We start from the raw sequence: 16,518 nt of genomic DNA, 5'->3' as shown, positions 1-16,518 counted from the left end.
TCTTAAGTGTTTACTCTGACACATGTGTAGACTTACTTTCATATAAGTTATTGGTTTTAATTATGTTGCGACAGTTCTACACACTAAAAACCGTACCATTTGCCGTATCCGGCAAGTGGTTTTTTTATTAAAAAATAATAGCCGGCTTTTGGCCGGCTATTGTCATCAGTAAAACGTATTAATTCTCAAAAAATGTATGGGTCCGGGGTGTCGTCGCCCCGGGTGGTTTCCGGGCGTTCTACTGCGCGTCCCACCAGACCCGGTCGACGAGGGTAGCCGACTGCTGGGGCTGGGGGTTGGCATTGATCTCCGTCTGGGGGTAGATCAGCCTGCGGGGGATGGCGGGGGCCTGGGCGTTGGGGACGATGTTGAGGTGGGGCGAGCCGGTCCTGCGCCAGTCGTTGTAGTTCTCCGGCGAGAGGAAGTCGGCCATCACCTTTTCCTGCATCAGCATTTCCATGGTACCGGTGGCTGGCGGGGTTCCGCGGGCGGCCAGGTAGGTATTGATATCCGCGGTGGCGACGCCGAGCCTGGTCATATGGGTCGTGATCCCGTTGGTATAAAAAGGCTGCGCGGCGGCGACGCCCGACTGGATAAGATTGGCCTCTGCCTGGATGAACAGCACTTCCGTATAGGGCATGATGTATTCGGTGGAGGCGACGCTGCAGTAGGCGCTGCCCAGGAGGGAATAGCTCTGCAGGTTGCCGATGCTGTTGGTGCCGATGGCGCGTCCGGTATAGGTGCCGTTATTGATCGACCTCGGTGATGAGGAGGGGCAGGCGTGGGTCGTTGCGGGCCTTGAGTGTGTCCACGATGGCGGATGAAGCCACCAGTGTCGATAGCGGCTGCATGTTGACATACCAGATATTCTGGGAGGTCGACGATCCGGGATAGGCGAATTTCCATTCGTCCGCGGTGCCGGTCATGCCGCTCTGCAGGGCGGTCATCGCGAGTTGCGCCTGTGCTGCCGCGGTATGACCTGGCGCCTTTGTCAGGTGCATATAGTAACGGGCCTTCAGGCTGAGAGGCGAGTTTTCTCCTACTGCGTCATGTTGCTCTTTGTAGAAATAGTCGTCCGGTCCTACGGCGGCTCCGGCCTTCTTGTCGATGTCCACGACGGCCTGGTCGAGGAGGGCCTGGACGCTGTCGTAGATGCTCTCCTGCTTGTCGTAGGTGGGCAGGAAATTGCCCGCGCCCTGCAGCGCTTTGGAATAGGGGATATCGCCCCAGAGGTCGGTCAGGAACGCCAGGGTATAGGCTGTGAGGACCTCCGAGATCGCCTTGTAGTTGTAGTTGCCGTTGGCGGCGCTCTGCTGGCGGAGTACCTTCAGATTTTCGAGGCAGATCTGGTAGCCCGTATTCCGGGTCTGGTTCATGTTCGTGTTCACGAAGTAATACGTGCCGTAGTTGAGGGCCACCTGATTGTAGCAGACGATCTGCATGAAGTGGTTGGTATACGTGGCTGCGTCGGCCTCTCCGCCGCAGGCGATGCCGTGGGCGATATTGTATTCGATGGGCGCGAGGAGGATCTTTTCCTGCACGGCGAGGGGATTGTTCGGGTCCTTGTTGACGTCCACGAATTTCTTACACCCTGTGGCGGCGAGGAGAAAGAGCGCGCTGATATATAAGATCGATTTTTTCATGATTGTTTGTTTTAGTGAATTCCTGGACCTCATTTGAAGACGATGTTCAGCGTCATGTTGAAGGACCGCGAGGTGGGAACCGTATTCCCGTGATACGCCCTGCGAGCCGTTGGAGGTGCCGTGGCATGCTGACCTCGGGGTCGGAGCCCGTGAAATGGGGTGCGTCGATAAAGAGGTTTCTTCCGGTGAGCGTCAGGCCGACCTGGGAGAAGGGCGTTTTGGCGATCGTTTTCGCCGGCAGCCGGTAGCCGATGGAGGCCTGGCGCAGCTTGAGATAGGTGCCGTCCTGCATGGCCGCCTCGTAGATGGTGTTGAGGCGCTGGTAGTAAGATTCGGCTGTCACTACTTTGGTATTGGGCTGTTTGGTACTCGCGACGATGCCTTTTACGACGAGGTCCTTTCTGTTCTCCGTGACTTTGGGCGTGCCATAGAAGAAGCCATAGCGGTCGTCCGAGTTGAGGATGTCTCCGCCTTTGCGGTAGTCGAGGAAGAAGCTGAGGGTCCAGTTCTTGTAGTAAAAGGAGTTGTTCATACCCGCGAGGAAGTCGGGCTGCAGATTACCTATGATGACGTTGCCGGCGCTGATCTTGGGCAGGCCGCCGTCGTCGATGAGTATCTGGTGGGTGGCGGAGTCCCGGGCGTAGCCGTAGTTGTAGAAGACGCCGTAGGGCATGCCGACAAAGGCCCAGGTCTGGCCGATGCTCAGCTGCTGCGTACCGCCGTTGATCTTCGTGACTTTGTTGCGGATGCGGGTATAGTTGAGCGTGAGGTCCCATCCGAAGTTCTTGCCTTTGAAGGGGCTGGCGTTGATCAGCACCTCGAGACCCTTGTTGGTCATGTCGGCGGAATTGAGGCTGGTGGAGCTGAAGCCGGTGGACGCGGCGATCGGTACGTTCTGCGTCAGCAGGTTGTCGTGGTGGCGGTCGAAATAGCTGACCTCGAAGCCTACGCGGTTGTGGAGGAAGCTCATCTCGAGGCCGACCTCGCTCTCCTTGGTGGTTTCGTTGACAAGGTAGGGGTTGCCGAGGCCCGAGCTCAGCAGGAAGCCGGTCTGTCCGCCGTAAGGGAAGCTGGTGGCTTGTGTGAACGGAGTGGTCAGGCTATAGGCGCCTACGTTGTCGTTACCCACGGCAGAGTAAGAAACGCGCAGTTTGCCAAAGCTGATGGCGGGTACCTTCATGAGCTCGGAGAAGATAAAGCCGGCTGAAGCGGAGCCGTAGGGATAGAAGTTCTTGTTTGTCGCGAGCACCGAGGTCCCGTCGTACCTGCCGGTCACCGAGACGTTGAGGAATTTCCTGTAGTCGACGTTGGCCTGGGCGTAGAAACCGATCTTGCGGGTCAGCGTATAGTATTCTTTACCGACGATGGTGGCGCCATTTGTGACGTTGTCGAAATTGAGGATCGATGTACCCGTCCCGAGGATCTGGTGGGTCTGGTTGTAGACCGTGTTGATGTTATTCCCGACCGAGGAAGTTGACGGCGAAGTCACCGAATTGCTTATTGAACTGGCCGATGAGGTCGTGGTTGACCTGGCGGTAGTTGGTGCTCAGCTGGGCGACGGCACCGACCGTCCCGAGGACGTTGCTGGGCGCTTCGTAGTAGTCTGCCTGCTGCGAATAGGTATCCGCGCCGACCCGTTCGGTAAAGCTGAGCCAGGTGGTGGGCCGGTAGTTGAGGGTGAACACGGGAATGAAGCGGCTGGTCTTTCCGTTATTGTACACGTTATAGAGGTCCCAGTAGGGGTTGTTCCGGGAGAAGCGGAAGACGCGCTGGTTGCCTGATGCGTCGACGTACGGCAGGGGATTCCAGCTGGCGGGTGAGGTATATACCGTCCACAGCGGGTCCGTCAGGTCATAGCCTTCGGGGATCGAGTGGTTGTTGGAAAGCGTATAGTTCAGCTGCAGCGTCGCCGTTATCTGGTCGGTGATCCTGTTCGTGAACTTGGCGAACATGGCGTTGCGTTTGAAAGTCGTTGTCGGCACGATACCGTTCTGGCTGAGATTGGAGTACGAGAAGAAATAGCTGGACTTCTCGGCGCCGCCGCCGACGCTGACCGTGTTGGTATAGCTATGTCCCGTAGTGAAGAAGGCCTTCATCGGGTTCTTGTTGTATTTGACGATGCCTACTTTTACGAGGCTGTCGATGGGTGGTCCCCATACGGTGCTGCCTTTATTGATATCGCCGTCGAAGTATTTGTAGCCGGAGTCGCCGAGGGCATACCTGGTTTGCATTTCGGGCAGGATGGGATTCTCGAAGGAATACTGGCTGTTGAGCGTGACGGTCGGCTTCTTGTCGAGCGAGCCGGTCTTTGTCGTTATGAGTACGACGCCGCGTGCGGCGTTGGAGCCATAGAGCGCCGAGGCTGCCGAGCCTTTGAGGACGTTGATGCTTTCTATCGTGGAGGGATCGATATCCGACAGCCGGCTGGTTCCGCCGACGCTCGAGCTGGGGCTGGAAGTGGTCGGAGTGGTCGCGACGCCGGCGGCGTTGCCGTTCTGCGCGTTGTTGATGGGTACGCCGTCCAGCACGATCAGGGCTTCGTTATTACCCTGCAGCGAGCTGGTGCCGCGGATGACGATACGCGAAGAAGCGCCGGGCTGGCCGCTGGAGGATGTGATCTGTACGCCTGATACCTTACCGGCCAGTGCGTTGAGGACGCCCGTCTCTTTGGTGGCGGTGAGGGCGTCGCCTTTTACCTGCTGTGTACTATAGGTTAGCTGGCTCTTCTCGCGGCGGATGCCGAGGGCCGTGACGACGACCTCGTTGAGCGCGGCGTTGTGCCCCTTCATATGGACGTCGAGGCTGCCTGCGCTGCCTGCGGCAAGTTCCTGTGACTCGAGGCCTATGGCTGTGATTATGATCGTTGCGCCGGGTTTTACCTGGAGCGTAAATTTTCCTTCAGCATCGGTAGCCGTGCCGCGCTTGCCGCCTTTTTCGCGGACCGAGGCTCCAACGATTGCATTACCGGCCTCGTCGAGGACCCTGCCGGAGACCTTTTGTGTCTGCGCTGCGGCGGGGCGCTGGCCAGACCCAGGAGCACGGCGATCAGCAGAAGCCAGCGGGTCAGGGCCCGAATGTGGTTGTTTTGGTTTGTTGTTTGGTTCATTGCTTTTCTATTTGATGTTATCGTAGAATCTCCATTTGGTGGTGAAATCTTTTTCCAGCGGTTGTTTGGTGAGTATGGCGCGAATCATCTCTACCGGCATGGCGTTCAGGTGCAGGATGGCGTCGTGGTACTGTTTGTACGTCATCTTGCCGCTGTCGACCAGTTCTTTTTCAGGGCGTAGAACTGGCGGCCGCCTGTGAGGTAGGCCAGCTGGTAGAGGGGTGGATAGTGGGTCTCGAAAGACCTTCTCACCTCGCCGGCTGCGTTGGCCCGCTCGTGTCCTACCCGGTCGACGAGGAAGTCGATGCACTGCTGCGGCGTCCACTTGCCGAGGTGGTAGTTGAGGGAGAAGATGATCCTTGCGCAGCGGTGCATATGCCAGAAGAGGAAACCGATGCGGTCTTCCGGGGTCTTCGGGAATTTCAGGTCCCAGAGGATCAGCTCCCAGTACAGGGACCAGCCCTCTGTCCAGAAGCCGGAGCCGAAATTGCGATAGGTACGGTAGCGGCCATTCATAAATGCCTGCAGATTGTGACCCGCTATCAGCTCGTGGTGGACCGTTGCCATGGAGAAGTGGGGGTTGTTGCCGCGCATGCTCATCAGTCGGTCGTCCTCTTCCATCGTATTGGTCGGGTAGGAGATGCTGATCTCGTTGCCGCCTGTGAAAAAGGGATTGACCAGCTGCCGCTCGGGTGTCATCATGATCATACCCCATGTCTCGAGCGCCACCGGCGGGATGGTGACGAGGTCGTGCTTCCGGAGAAAGTCGATGGACTGGTTGAAGAGGCCAAGGATCATCTCCGGCTGCTGACCCGCGGGGACGTAGGAGTTCTTTACCTTTTCGAGCGCCGCTTTCCAGTCGTCGCCGAAACCCATTTCCCTCGAAGCCGCGAGCATTTCCTGGTCGCACCAGGCGAACTCCTTATTGGCGATGTCGATCAGTTCTTCGGGTGTATAGGGGATCATCTCGTATTTCAGCTGGCGAACCAGCTCGTCGCGGCCGGCGGGGTGGCCGGCTATACCGGATTTGTCGGGTGTGGCGAGACTTTTGTTCTTTTCTTTGAATTCAGCGGAGAGCCCTGTCAGGGCGTCGTCCAGTTGTTTGTACGGTTTGGGCATCCACCAGGTGAACATCGGGTCATAGCCGTTGTAGAACTCGTAAATGCTGGCGATCGCTCTTTTGAGGTCTGCGGCGAGCTGGTCGGCTTCGTAGATCGCGTCGCTGGTGAGGCTATTGTCGGATCTTATTTTTGTTTTTGGGTCGCTATCAGTCTGGCGTAGTCGAACCAATTCTTTGCCAGGAGTTCCGGGTTGAGGTTGTGTCCGCGGCGGCGGAGTTTCTCGATGGCGTAGATGCTGTCGGAAAAGGGGAAGAGGGACTTTATCTTCTCATATTGAATGGCCTCGTCGGCGGCCTGCTGCAGCTTGCCGTTGAGCTCTCTTTTGAAGAGGATATAGTCGACCTTGCATTCCTGTGGCAGGGATTTGAAATCGAGTTTTTCGAGGCGGTTCAGGTAGTCGTGGTAAAGGGTGTTGAGGCGTGCTCTTTTTTCGGGGGAACCGCCTTCTGTCTGTACGAAATTATTGCCGGCGCCGCGGCCGCCGAAATAGCTGCTGGTATAAAAGCGGACGAGCGAACGGAGGTCGGCGTTGTAGTCCCCGATCAGGCTGGGCATTTGCTGGCAGGGGACATAGGGATCGGGGGAGATCTGTGCAGTGCCTTTCAGGGATAAGATAGCAATGGCCATAAGGACGCTGTAGAAACGTCGCAGACAATTTCTCATACTAGTAGTTAAATGGTTATCTCAGGCCATTGCTGGTCCTGGCGGTTTTCGCAGTGTTCATCAAATATAGTCAGGGGGATAGGACCCGGCTTTTTGGTAATTGATCGATCCTTTACTGATTTTAACTCGTTTTTTTACCGGCGCCTGGCATCATAATTCTTTGAACTGTTATAATTCGAGCTATTTCGTCACCCCGCGGCCCTAGTTCATCTTTATTCTTCGGCAAAAGACAAGTATCGAAAAGGGAGGGAAAAAAGGCATCGGAAGGGAGGCGATCGCTGGTTTGGCTGATAGCCGCCGGGCGGCGGGCAGAGACATGGGGTGTCACCAGCAGGAGATGGGGACAAAAGACTGGCATCGCCTGAGATCGGACGGCCAGTCTTTGGATGAAATTTCGACTACTACTTGTCGGCAATTGAACGGGATTTCGCACTAGTACTTATAGGAAGCCGCTTCTTCGATCACTTTAAGTACATCCTCAGGATGAGACAGCATCACGACATGACCGGAAGGTATCTCGGTGGTTTTTGCGTTCATCCTCCTGGCCATAAAACGCTCGAGGTCCGGATGGATCGTCTTGTCGTTCTTCGGCACAACGAACCAGGTCGGCCTGGTCTTCCATGCGGGCTCGCCGCCTTTGTCATCGAACACGGTATGCGCGGCCGGTACCTGTGTTGCATATACCAACGCCTGTTTTTTAGGGCTCAGTTCTTCCGCGAACACTTTTTTACCCCTTCTTCGGTCATGAAAACGGAGCCGTCCGATGGTACGAGGTACTTCACCAGTTCGGTCTGAGGTGCGTTTGCAGATAGGGCGGCCACCGACTCCCCTTTGTCAGGTCCATAGGCGGCCAGGTAGACCAGGCCAACCAGCTTTAGGATCGTTGCCCGCCTGGGTGATCACCATGCCCCCCAGGGAATGACCGACAAGTATTACTTTGCCTTTGACGAGACCGATGGCTTTTTGTGTTTCGGCTACATCATCCGCGAGGCCGGTTACACCATTTTGGACAGAAATTACATGATAGCCCTTTGCCTGCAGTTCTTCTATCTGGTAGATAAAGCATGAGCCATCGGCCCATATTCCATGTACAAAAATGATCGTCGGTTTTTCATCGCTGCCGGGTTGTCCGGAAGCTTCGATACCAAACAGTGAACTCATGAGTAATAGCGTGTGAATTGTTTTCATGATTTTTTATTTTTTTTAATTGTGTAATTGGCCGGATCCAAAATTAGAGGGCCTCACGGACATTCGGCAATTGCACTATTCATAGGTGGCATTAGAAAACTAATAGGTCCAAACGAAAAACCCCTCCGGACAATGTCCGAAGGGGTTTGCGCGAGGGAAAAAGACTTCGACGAAATCTGGTCCTCCATCTCTGTATGTTCCCGTTATTCTTTTATCCACACGGTCGATACCGGTGTTTTACTGATGTATTGTGGGGGTTCGTTGGGGCGGGTCGGCTGGAGCACCTGCTCCGATTCGGGTGTGGGGGTAGTCGGCACGCGGTTCATGCGGGCGAAGTTGGGGATGGCTGTCAGCGGGCTGCCGTCGGACCAGCTGCCTTTGATGACCATGACGCCGTGGAGGAGGTCCTTGTCGAACTCGGGCCTGAGCGGGCCCTTGCCGATGGATTTGGTAATATCCTGGTGGTCTGCGGTCTCGACGTTATAGAGCAGGGGGCCGTAGCGGAGGGCTATCTTTCCCTTGTCGGCGGCGACCTTTTCGTCGGCTGTGACCTGCTGTACCTTCATGGGCAGCTCGAGGGAGATCTTGTCTCCTTTCTTCCAGGTACGGTGGATGAGCGCGTAGCCGTGTTCGATGGAGGGTGTTATTTCCTGACCGTTGATCTTTAAAGATATCAGGCCGCTGACTTCGGGTGTAGGATGGTAGAGCTCGCTCGTCGACCTGTTGGGGATGCGGACGTGCATGGTAAATTCGGCGGGTTTTGCCGGATTCACGGTCATGCCGATCTTTCCGCTCCAGGGGTAGTCTGTCTGCTGCACGATTTCCACGTCCGTGCCTGCCAGCTTTTCGATCTTCATGGTGCTTCCGATATAGAGATTGACATAGAGTCCATCCTCGCCGCGGACATAGGTCCATGTGGGCATCATCAGCAGGGTCCTTGGAATATTGCCGACGCAGCAGGGACAGACATGCCATTTGTAGCGCGGCTGTGCCGTGGCCAGGGCGTTGGTGTAGGTAAAGTCTTTTCCGTCGAGCGAAAGCGAGCCCAGCAGCGCGTTGTACATCGTCTCTTCGTAGAGGTCGGCGTATTTTGCGTCGTGGTAGGCCAGGTTCATTTTGTATTCGAAGAAGATCAGTCCGCAGCTGCTGCAGGATTCACAGTAGGCGTTGTTGCGGAGCGAATAGTCGGGGCCGAAGCCTTCGGAGGTTTCGCCGCTGCCGATGCCTCCGGTGATATAGTATTTTCTGTTGACCATATTGTCCCATAGGCTCAGGACGGCGCTCTGGTAGTCGACGTCTTTGGTCTCGGCGGCGATATCGGCCATTCCGGAATAGGTGTACATGGCGCGCACCGCGTGTCCGACGGCTTCGTACTGTTCGGTTACGGGGACATGGCTCTGGTCGTATTCGCTGCCGCCCTTGCGGTTGTCGAGCAGGAATTTGGCCAGTTGGATATAGGCGTCGCCGTGGCCGTGGCCTTCCATGTCGTTGACGAAGCGGCCAAAACGGACAAGCGCCTGTTCCATTTCCTGATGACCGTCGTACCGGGCGATCTTGCCGGGGCCGATATTGGCGACCCAGCAGTCGGCGAGTTTCTTCGCGGCGTTATAGAGTCGTTTGTCTTTTCCTTCGGTGAGCGTATAGTGGTTGATAGCCGATTCGATAAAATAGCCCGATACATAGCCTTCGTGGTTGCCGCGTCCTTCGGGTGACCAGCGGTGGTGCCAGCGGCTGGTATCGCGGAGTGTAAAAGCTGTCTGGAGGTAGCCGTCGGGTTCCTGGGCGGCGAGGATGATGGGAATCCAGCGATCCAGGGTGGTTTGCATTTTCTGTTGTGCCGCGATCACTTCGGGATCGCCTTTGGGGTCGACCATGAGGGCTTCGCACATCGCTTCCACGGTCTGGTGTACCCAGGCGTTGCTGAACACATAGCCTTTGTGTTTGGCGTGCGGTTGGCCTTTCAGCGCTTTTGCGGCTTCGATAAAATTATCGAGCCCGCCTTCTCCAGTGGTGAGGTCGGTGCGTTCGCACTGTTCGATGCAGAAGGGGATCCAGTTGACGATGATGGCTTTGGCGCGGTCGTTCCATAGCCGGCTGTCGATGGAATAGTGTTTTGTGTATACGACGTCGAGGCGTTTGGAAGGGGTGGTGTGACGACTTTGACCAGGAGAGGAGATGAAGTTTGTGCTTCGCCCTGCCAGGCGGTAAATTTCAGCGTGTAGGTACCGGGTTTTGTAAAGGTGGCCGTGCCGTTGCTGGCGGCGGGGTTGGTGAAGGTTACTTCGCCGGGGCCGCTGGTTTTTGTCCAGCTGGATCTTGTAATGGGGTGGACGCTGCGGATCTCGGCGGCGAGCCAGGTCTTGCCGCCGAGCATGACGTCGCGGTCGTCGCCGGCGTAAACGATAGGGGCGATGGCGGGTGAATTTTGGATTCGATGACCTTCCATTCTACCAGGGTCGAGACGAAACGGTCGCTGCTATCCGTGATAAGGCGGAGGCGGCTGGTCTTTATTTCGTCGAAGGTAGTGGCGTTGTACTGGTTGTTTTGGAGGCCGAGGCCGGAGGGATTTTTACGGGCAGCCAGTTGTTGCCGTCCCAGAATTCGATATGATAGGCTTCGGGCAGGGTGGCGTGTTTGGTATAGTCCCACCAGAAGACGGCGATCTCGTGGGTGGTAACCGGCGTTTTCCATTCGTACTGGACCCACTTGGTTGGCGAAGCGGGCACTGGGGGCGGAGGAAACGGGAGTTGCCCGGGGGCGTCGGTGTTTGTCCGTCGTTGAGGGTTGTCAGGGTGTAGTTGGCGCGGCCGCTGCTGGTGGCGGTGGCTACGACGGCGAGGTTGCCGGGTGTTTCGGCGGCGGCTGTGCCCTGCGCATTGATTGCGGCGGGGACAAGGAAAGTCAGGACAAGCAATGTTGAAGCGAGGCGTTTCATAATAGTGGTTATATGTACTAAAAGTAAGGATAGGGAAGCTATCGGGCCTGCCGGTTCTTGACTTTTACCGCTCCGATTTTAACCGTTGGTTTGACAGTTCTATCCGATCAGCCGGGACAGTACATAGACGGCGGCGTAGGCGGCGATTCCCATCAGCGCGGTGGCGGGGGTATAGGTTCTCAGCATCGATCTGAGGCTGAGGCCGGACATGCGGGTAATGACCCAGAAATAGGCGTCGTTGGCGTGGGAAAGCAGCATCGAGCCGGCGCCCATCGAGAGGACGCAGAGCAGGGGGCCGTTGCCGGCGGCGAGTCCCAGGGCGGGGAGCAGGGGTTTTATTATCGAAGAGGCGGTGATGATGGCGACGGTGGACGAGCCCTGGGCCGTTTTGAGTACGGCTGTCAGGAGGAAGGGGAAGAAGATACCGAGGGTCGACAGCGGCAGGGATGCGCTGAGCTCGGTCGCCCATTTTGGTGGCGGCGAGAATGGCGCCGAAGGCTCCGCCCGCGCCGATGATGACGAGTATGCTGCCTGCTTTTTCCACTGCGTCGTTGAGTAGCTGGCCGAGCTGCTGTTTTTTCCAGTCGCGGCCGCCGGCAAAGGCGAGGAATATGCCGATGATCAGTGCCGTTACGGGATCGCCGAGGGCGAGGAAGAAGGACAGGGCGGGGGAAGGATGGGTGTTTTCTATGGAGAAAAATGAACGTATTCCGATGAGGGTGATGGGGATGACTACGGGGAGGAAGGCGGTGATCACCGGGGGGCGGGGTTTGGTGGATGTGGGGGCTGGTGTGGATTGGTTCGGGGTCTCCTGGTCCTGCGTGTGCTCCGCGGGGTCGTGTGTGTTTGAGGTGTCGTCGGGTGTGTTGGCGGCTTCGCGGCCCGTGAGCCGGGTCCAGGCATAACCGGCGATGGCAGCGGGTATCGCCACGATGATACCATAGAGGATCAGCCGGCTGAACTCCACGCCGATGGTACCCGCTGCGGCGGCTGCGCCGGGATGCGGCGGTATCAGACAGTGCACCGAGTAGAGTCCGGTCGCCAGGGACACCGACATCATGACCAGGGGCGTGTGGCTGCGGCGGGCAAGGCTTTTGTTGAGTCCGCTGAGCACGATGAAGCCGGAATCGCAGAAGATGGGGAGGCCTACGATGAAGCCGGTGATGCTCATGGCGAGTGACGCGCGCCGTTCGCCGGTTCTTTTCAGAATGTAGGTTGCCATGACTTTTGTCGCGCCGGTATGTTCGAGCAGGACGCCGAGGGTGGTGCCGAGGACGATGATAAAGCCGAGCGACTTCATTATGCTCCCGAAGCCGTCTTTGGCCGTCGCGATGACGCTGTCGGGAGATAGTCCTATTCCGAGTCCGACCACCGCGCAGGAAATGAGGAGCGCAAAGAAAGCGTGCACCTTATACCGGGCTGTCAGCAGGATGATGAGGCCTACGCCCGCCAGCAGGCAGAGCAGGGATTGGGTAAATGAGGGTGCTATCAGGAAGATATCAGGCAATGACGAGGACTTCATGGTCGGTAATGGATTTGATTTCAAAATGGCACCAGCCGTTGTTGACGGAGGAGGTGAGCGCATTGCCCGCGATGGTTGACCCGGGTCCGCCGGCAACCAGACTTCGAACGTTGTGTCCCGTGATGCCGGAAGACAATTTAACGGAAATCTTCAAAGGGCCGATAGGGATGAGTTCGTCGAGTGGTTGTTTCCAGGTGTTCTCGTTGGTGAGGTTGACGAGGTGGAGCACGAGCCGGTGGGTTTGGGTATACAGGTGACAGTCGACCAGGCCCGGGCCCTGTACTTTTATGGGAATGTTGTCCTGTGTCGCCCATAGAACAATATTGCGAAGGAGGTTGGCGTGGTCGGGGAGATTGGTGCGGCCGTACTGGCGGTCGAGATCGGCGGGCATAAAGGCGATGCGACTTTTGTTGGGTCCTTCGCGGAGGATGAGACCGGGAATGTTCGTTCTTTCGGTGCGCATATACGCCGCTTCCGGAGGATATACGGGAAACTGGGGGATGAAGGTCAGCGGCACAATGGCGTCGGGTGCTACCTGCAGGGAATCGAGCAGGCCTCCGAAAGGCAGGATATCGGTCTCGTCGAAGCCTTGCAATACGGGGTGGCGGTTGGTTGCTGTTTCGAGGCGCAGATAGGTGTGGTAGGCTTCGCCCGCCATTTTTTCGGTGGGGTCTTTGGCGAATAAGTTGGCGGGCCTGGTGAGCGTCGCACCGAATACGTCAGCGAGAGCGAAGTTTTCCCGCGCTTCGCCCGAATGGTCGAGCAGGCTGGTATAGCCGGTTGCGATGAGGCTGCCGCCACGGGCGACGAATCTTTTGACGGCGTCCACCTGCTGGTCACTCATGATGGCCAGGTTGGGTAGTATGAGTGTATTGATACCGGCGGCGTCCCTGCCGATATGGTCGGCGTGAACCGGGAGATAGGGTATCCTTGCGCGCAGCAGCGCCTGCGTGATCCCGCGCCAGGGCAGGTCGACCCGCTCTTCGGTATTTTCGCGGCCGTAGAAATCCGTGTTCTCCTGCGACCAGACGACGCCGATGGTAGCGACGGGCCGGCGGTTGAGGAGGAAGGCTTCGTTGGCGGCCTCCCAGTGGAAGATGGCTTCGGGGTTGTGGTGCATGCGGCGGTCTTCGTGTCTGGCGCTGACCATATGCCACCACAGCTGGATGCCGCCGGCGAGTCCTTCGATCATCCACATCCGGGCTTCCGGCCCGGGCTTGCTGGCGAGGCGGAACCAGGGCTTGTGGGCCTGGTATTGCGCCATGCTTTCGGGGATCAATTTGTCCCAGCCCAGAATGCCGTGGATGAGTTTGCCCACTTCTCCGTTGTGCTGGAAGCCGCCGCTGTCGGTGCGGGCCTGGTCGTCCAGCATGATGATATCGGCTCTTTTGGCAATGGCCGCGAAATCGCGGAAGCTCCTGCTCTGTCCGCTGACAGATCCGCTGTTCATGCCGGACCAGATGCAGTCGGCGCCGCCGGCGGATTTTGTGACGCGGTTATTGAGGTCCCATATTTCGAGGCGGCGGTCGTAGTTCCAGCGGATCCACTTGCCGGTAGCTCTTGTCTTCCCAGTTGTGGTTGGTGGGAAGTTCGCTGCCCGTCTTTTCTCTGAAGCTATTTTTGCAGTACAGGCAATAGCAGATGGATTCCCGGCCGAGGCCGCTCCAGCTGTTATCGGTGAAGCCCTCGGGATGATAGGTCTCCGCGATCTCTGTGAGGACGGAGGTCAGGTGTTCGCTATAGTAGGGGCTGTTGATACAGGAGATATAAAGGTCCGCGGCCTTGTAGGGCTTGTTTTGAGCGTCGACGCAGAACCAGTCGGGATGTGCGTGGTAGAACTCTTCGTGTGCGCGGTTCGAATCCATCCGGGCAAATACGGCGAGGCCGTCTTCGTGGGCGGCCTTACAGAGCTCGCCGAACAGGTCTCTGTCGCCGAGATATTCCGCTTTTTTGTGCAGGGGAATTTTTGTAGGGTAGTAGGCGACGATGCCACCGGCGTTGGCGATGATGCCCTTTGTGCCGGTTTGTTTCCAGTAACCCCGCCACCAGCCGATGTCGTAGTGCCGGGGGTCTGTCTCGGTGATGTTTACCTGTCCCCAGCGGGTGACGGTACGGTACCAGGGGAGTTTGCCTGGCCCGGTGTCGTTGGCGGGTTCGTGGGTCGGATGGCCGTGGGTGAGGTGACCCGCTGTCTGGTTTTCCGGCCAGTTGATCCGGCCTGTTGAAACGGCGGCCAGGGCCATTGCTGAGTTCTTTATAAAGTCCCGACGATTGTTCATGGACTAAAACTAAGTTTTTATGGATTAACTTGCCGCCATGAAAATTGGATTTATAGGCATCGGTAAGATTGCCTCCGCGGTAATCGGGGGTTTGAATACGTCGAAGGCTGCGTCCTCCGGAGTGGAGATCTTTGTGTCGCCCCGCAACGAAGGGCTTTCTACCGGCCTGGCCGCGAAATATCCGGGCAGCGTTCGCCGAATGTCATCCAACCAGGAAGTACTGGACGGCAGCGATATGGTTGTGATCGCCCTGCGGCCGGCCATGGCCGTGGAAGTGCTGAAGACCCTGAGCTTCCATCCGCGGCACACGGTGGTCTCGCTGATCCCGTTGCTGAAATATGCCGAACTTTCGGCGGTCGTGCATCCGGCGGGCACGGTGTGCCGCGCCATTCCCCTGCCGACGGTGATGGAACACAACTGTCCGATACCCCTGTTTCGCGCGCCTGCCGCGGTGACGGAGCTCTTTGGCTATATCGGTCAGCCTTTGCCGGTGGAAAGCGAAGACCAGCTGCACGCTATATGGACGCTGACGGGGCTCATCACGCCCTTTTACGAACTGCTGGGCGGCCTGAGCGAATGGACGGTCTCCCGGGGGTCGATGCGGCCGTAGCCAACACCTATGTCGCCGATCTTTTTTATTCGCTGTCGTATATGGCGCAGCGATCGTCGCCGGTCGACTTTTCGGCGCTGGCGCAGCACGCGGCGACGCCCAACGGCATGAACGAGCAGGCAGGGAAGGAGATCAGGGAGAAAGGGGCGCACAGGGCCTGGGAAGAGGCGGCACAGCGGCTGCTGGAGCGGTTCAAATAAAGCGGTCGGATATCCAATAATAATTGTATTTTTAGTTTGACTATTTACCCCTTATAACAGCCTTCCAGCAATCGTTTTCACCTCAAAACCTATGACCCTATATGGATCAGGTGCTGGAATTTTTCAGTAAGCTTCTGGATAGTTCAGACTGGCCGCCGCGCTGGCACTGCGGCCGATGGACCGATTTTCACGGCTGGGTGTATATTATCAGCGACCTGTCGATATGGGCTGCCTATTTCAGCATCCCCGTCGTTATCATCCGCTATCTCTCAAAGAAGCAGGGTATAAAATTCGTCCGGCTGTATTTTCTGTTCGCCGCCTTTATTCTTGCGTGCGGCGCCACCCATTTTCTCGACGCCGTCGTATTCTGGGTTCCGGTGTACCGGCTGAGTGCGCTGACCCGTCTTATAACAGGCATACTCAGCTGGATGACGGTCTTCTACCTTGTAAAACTCCTTCCGACTGCGTTTTCGCTGAAAACACAAAAGGAGTTCGAGTCGGAGATCGAGCAGCGGAAAAAAGTCGAGGTCCAGCTGAGGGAGGCGGAGCGCGTAAAAGGAGATTTCTTCGCGAACGTTTCCCACGAGTTGCGGACGCCGCTGTCCCTGATACTTGCGCCTACGGAATCCCTTTTGTCCGGCAGGCACGGCGAGCTATCGCCCGTACAGCAGGACCTCCTGCGTACCGTCCACAACAATTCGGTGAGGCTGCTGCAGATGGTCTCGGGGATCCTTGACTTTGCAAAATCGGAAGCGGGGAAGTTCCGGGCCAAGCCCCAGCCTACGAATGTCGTCCAGCTGGTGCGCCAGACCCTTCACGACTTCATGCCGATGGCAGAAGAGAAAAATATTGCTCTCGCGGTGAGGCTGAACGAAGAGGACCCCTGCGTGGCGGTGGATCCCTATCTGTTCGAACGGATCGTCTTCAATCTGCTGTCCAATGCCGTCAAGTTCACGCCCTCCGGCGGAAAGATCATCGTCAGTCTTGCAATAACCGGTCGTTTATTGAGACTATCCGTGGAGGACACGGGTATCGGTATCGCGCATACGGATATACCACTGCTGTTCCAGAAATTCAGACAGATAGAAAGTTCGTCCACGAGAAGATTCGAAGGCACCGGTCTGGGACTTGCCATGGTAAAAGAGTTTGCCGAACTGATGGGAGGCACGGTGTCGGTGGAGAGCGAGCCCGGCAAGGGCAGCGTCTTTACCGTTGAGTGTCCCGTTACGGATGTTGCCGTTTCTGAAGAGG

Annotated in this window: 15 protein-coding genes and 3 pseudogenes; 3 read left to right on the top strand and 15 right to left on the bottom strand. The window is 57.1% G+C overall.

What is annotated here, in order from left to right; all coding sequences use genetic code 11:
- Positions 1-238: 238 nt before the first annotated feature.
- The 15 genes and pseudogenes from ACQ86N_RS19250 to ACQ86N_RS19180 form a co-directional block, all read right to left on the bottom strand.
- Positions 239-859 (bottom strand): SusD/RagB family nutrient-binding outer membrane lipoprotein, encoded by a 621-nt coding sequence (locus ACQ86N_RS19250; RefSeq protein ID WP_431216543.1) that lies wholly within the window; start codon positions 857-859, stop codon positions 239-241.
- Positions 747-1,643: a SusD/RagB family nutrient-binding outer membrane lipoprotein gene (locus tag ACQ86N_RS19245; RefSeq protein ID WP_431216542.1), complete on the bottom strand. Its 897-nt coding sequence runs from the start codon at positions 1,641-1,643 to the stop codon at positions 747-749. The genes ACQ86N_RS19250 and ACQ86N_RS19245 overlap by 113 nt, the downstream gene beginning before the upstream one ends.
- Before the next feature lie 52 nt (positions 1,644-1,695).
- Positions 1,696-3,132, bottom strand: coding sequence for a TonB-dependent receptor domain-containing protein (locus ACQ86N_RS19240; RefSeq protein WP_431216541.1), 1,437 nt, complete (start codon positions 3,130-3,132; stop codon positions 1,696-1,698).
- On the bottom strand, positions 3,098-4,702 hold the full coding sequence (locus ACQ86N_RS19235; protein ID WP_431217487.1) for a SusC/RagA family TonB-linked outer membrane protein: 1,605 nt from the start codon (positions 4,700-4,702) through the stop codon (positions 3,098-3,100). The genes ACQ86N_RS19240 and ACQ86N_RS19235 overlap by 35 nt, the downstream gene beginning before the upstream one ends.
- Before the next feature lie 54 nt (positions 4,703-4,756).
- Positions 4,757-4,894 carry a hypothetical protein gene (locus ACQ86N_RS19230; RefSeq protein ID WP_431216540.1) on the bottom strand — a complete coding sequence of 46 codons (138 nt, stop codon included), beginning with the start codon at positions 4,892-4,894 and terminating at the stop codon, positions 4,757-4,759.
- Positions 4,891-6,039, bottom strand: a complete 1,149-nt coding sequence (locus ACQ86N_RS19225; protein ID WP_431216539.1) for a DUF885 family protein — start codon at positions 6,037-6,039, stop codon at positions 4,891-4,893. Before ACQ86N_RS19225 ends, ACQ86N_RS19230 begins: the two co-directional genes overlap by 4 nt.
- A complete protein-coding gene (locus ACQ86N_RS19220) occupies positions 5,994-6,533 on the bottom strand; it encodes a hypothetical protein (protein WP_431216538.1) in 540 nt (179 codons plus the stop codon). Before ACQ86N_RS19220 ends, ACQ86N_RS19225 begins: the two co-directional genes overlap by 46 nt.
- Before the next feature lie 432 nt (positions 6,534-6,965).
- Positions 6,966-7,694 (bottom strand): annotated as a pseudogene (locus ACQ86N_RS19215) (alpha/beta fold hydrolase).
- A 230-nt stretch (positions 7,695-7,924) separates the two neighbouring features.
- The gene (locus tag ACQ86N_RS19210) at positions 7,925-9,760 is read right to left on the bottom strand and encodes a glycoside hydrolase family 127 protein (protein WP_431217486.1); all 1,836 of its coding nucleotides are present in this window, start codon (positions 9,758-9,760) and stop codon (positions 7,925-7,927) included.
- Positions 9,682-10,167: a hypothetical protein gene (locus tag ACQ86N_RS19205; protein ID WP_431216537.1), complete on the bottom strand. Its 486-nt coding sequence runs from the start codon at positions 10,165-10,167 to the stop codon at positions 9,682-9,684. Before ACQ86N_RS19205 ends, ACQ86N_RS19210 begins: the two co-directional genes overlap by 79 nt.
- A 61-nt stretch (positions 10,168-10,228) precedes the next feature.
- Positions 10,229-10,447 carry a hypothetical protein gene (locus ACQ86N_RS19200; RefSeq protein WP_431216536.1) on the bottom strand — a complete coding sequence of 73 codons (219 nt, stop codon included), beginning with the start codon at positions 10,445-10,447 and terminating at the stop codon, positions 10,229-10,231.
- A 308-nt stretch (positions 10,448-10,755) separates the two neighbouring features.
- Positions 10,756-11,256 carry a hypothetical protein gene (locus tag ACQ86N_RS19195; protein WP_431217485.1) on the bottom strand — a complete coding sequence of 167 codons (501 nt, stop codon included), beginning with the start codon at positions 11,254-11,256 and terminating at the stop codon, positions 10,756-10,758.
- A pseudogene (locus ACQ86N_RS19190) lies at positions 11,174-12,178 on the bottom strand (GntP family permease); the annotation flags it as partial. The gene ACQ86N_RS19195 and the pseudogene ACQ86N_RS19190, both read right to left, overlap by 83 nt.
- The gene (locus tag ACQ86N_RS19185; protein ID WP_431216535.1) at positions 12,156-13,628 is read right to left on the bottom strand and encodes a beta-galactosidase trimerization domain-containing protein; all 1,473 of its coding nucleotides are present in this window, start codon (positions 13,626-13,628) and stop codon (positions 12,156-12,158) included. The pseudogene ACQ86N_RS19190 and the gene ACQ86N_RS19185, both read right to left, overlap by 23 nt.
- 46 nt (positions 13,629-13,674) lie before the next feature.
- Positions 13,675-14,457 carry a beta-galactosidase gene (locus ACQ86N_RS19180; RefSeq protein ID WP_431216534.1) on the bottom strand — a complete coding sequence of 261 codons (783 nt, stop codon included), beginning with the start codon at positions 14,455-14,457 and terminating at the stop codon, positions 13,675-13,677.
- Between the two features lie 37 nt (positions 14,458-14,494).
- Between ACQ86N_RS19180 and ACQ86N_RS19175 the strand changes: the two genes are divergently transcribed.
- The 3 genes and pseudogenes from ACQ86N_RS19175 to ACQ86N_RS19165 form a co-directional block, all read left to right on the top strand.
- Positions 14,495-15,067: an NAD(P)-binding domain-containing protein gene (locus ACQ86N_RS19175; protein WP_431216533.1), complete on the top strand. Its 573-nt coding sequence runs from the start codon at positions 14,495-14,497 to the stop codon at positions 15,065-15,067.
- Positions 15,034-15,267: a hypothetical protein gene (locus ACQ86N_RS19170; RefSeq protein ID WP_431216532.1), complete on the top strand. Its 234-nt coding sequence runs from the start codon at positions 15,034-15,036 to the stop codon at positions 15,265-15,267. Before ACQ86N_RS19175 ends, ACQ86N_RS19170 begins: the two co-directional genes overlap by 34 nt.
- A gap of 101 nt (positions 15,268-15,368) precedes the next feature.
- Positions 15,369-16,484, top strand: a pseudogene (locus tag ACQ86N_RS19165) (sensor histidine kinase); the annotation flags it as partial.
- Between the last annotated feature and the right edge of the window lie 34 nt (positions 16,485-16,518).

This window comes from Puia sp. P3 (assembly GCF_050632245.1).
Lineage (GTDB): Bacteria > Bacteroidota > Bacteroidia > Chitinophagales > Chitinophagaceae > Puia.
The sequence above is the reverse complement of the archived record's forward strand: the minus strand, read 5'-3'. Positions and strand labels throughout refer to the sequence as shown.

Bases quoted from the DNA above. Each gene is read 5' to 3' on its own strand.
- ACQ86N_RS19250 (WP_431216543.1), bottom strand. From the start codon at position 859: ATGTCAACATGCAGCCGCTATCGACACTGGTGGCTTCATCCGCCATCG.
- ACQ86N_RS19245 (WP_431216542.1), bottom strand. From the start codon at position 1,643: ATGAAAAAATCGATCTTATATATCAGCGCGCTCTTTCTCCTCGCCGCC.
- ACQ86N_RS19230 (WP_431216540.1), bottom strand. From the start codon at position 4,894: ATGACGTACAAACAGTACCACGACGCCATCCTGCACCTGAACGCCATG.
- ACQ86N_RS19220 (WP_431216538.1), bottom strand. From the start codon at position 6,533: ATGAGAAATTGTCTGCGACGTTTCTACAGCGTCCTTATGGCCATTGCT.
- ACQ86N_RS19205 (WP_431216537.1), bottom strand. From the start codon at position 10,167: ATGGAAGGTCATCGAATCCAAAATTCACCCGCCATCGCCCCTATCGTT.
- ACQ86N_RS19185 (WP_431216535.1), bottom strand. From the start codon at position 13,628: ATGAACAGCGGATCTGTCAGCGGACAGAGCAGGAGCTTCCGCGATTTC.
- ACQ86N_RS19180 (WP_431216534.1), bottom strand. From the start codon at position 14,457: ATGAACAATCGTCGGGACTTTATAAAGAACTCAGCAATGGCCCTGGCC.
- ACQ86N_RS19175 (WP_431216533.1), top strand. From the start codon at position 14,495: ATGAAAATTGGATTTATAGGCATCGGTAAGATTGCCTCCGCGGTAATC.
- ACQ86N_RS19170 (WP_431216532.1), top strand. From the start codon at position 15,034: ATGGACGGTCTCCCGGGGGTCGATGCGGCCGTAGCCAACACCTATGTC.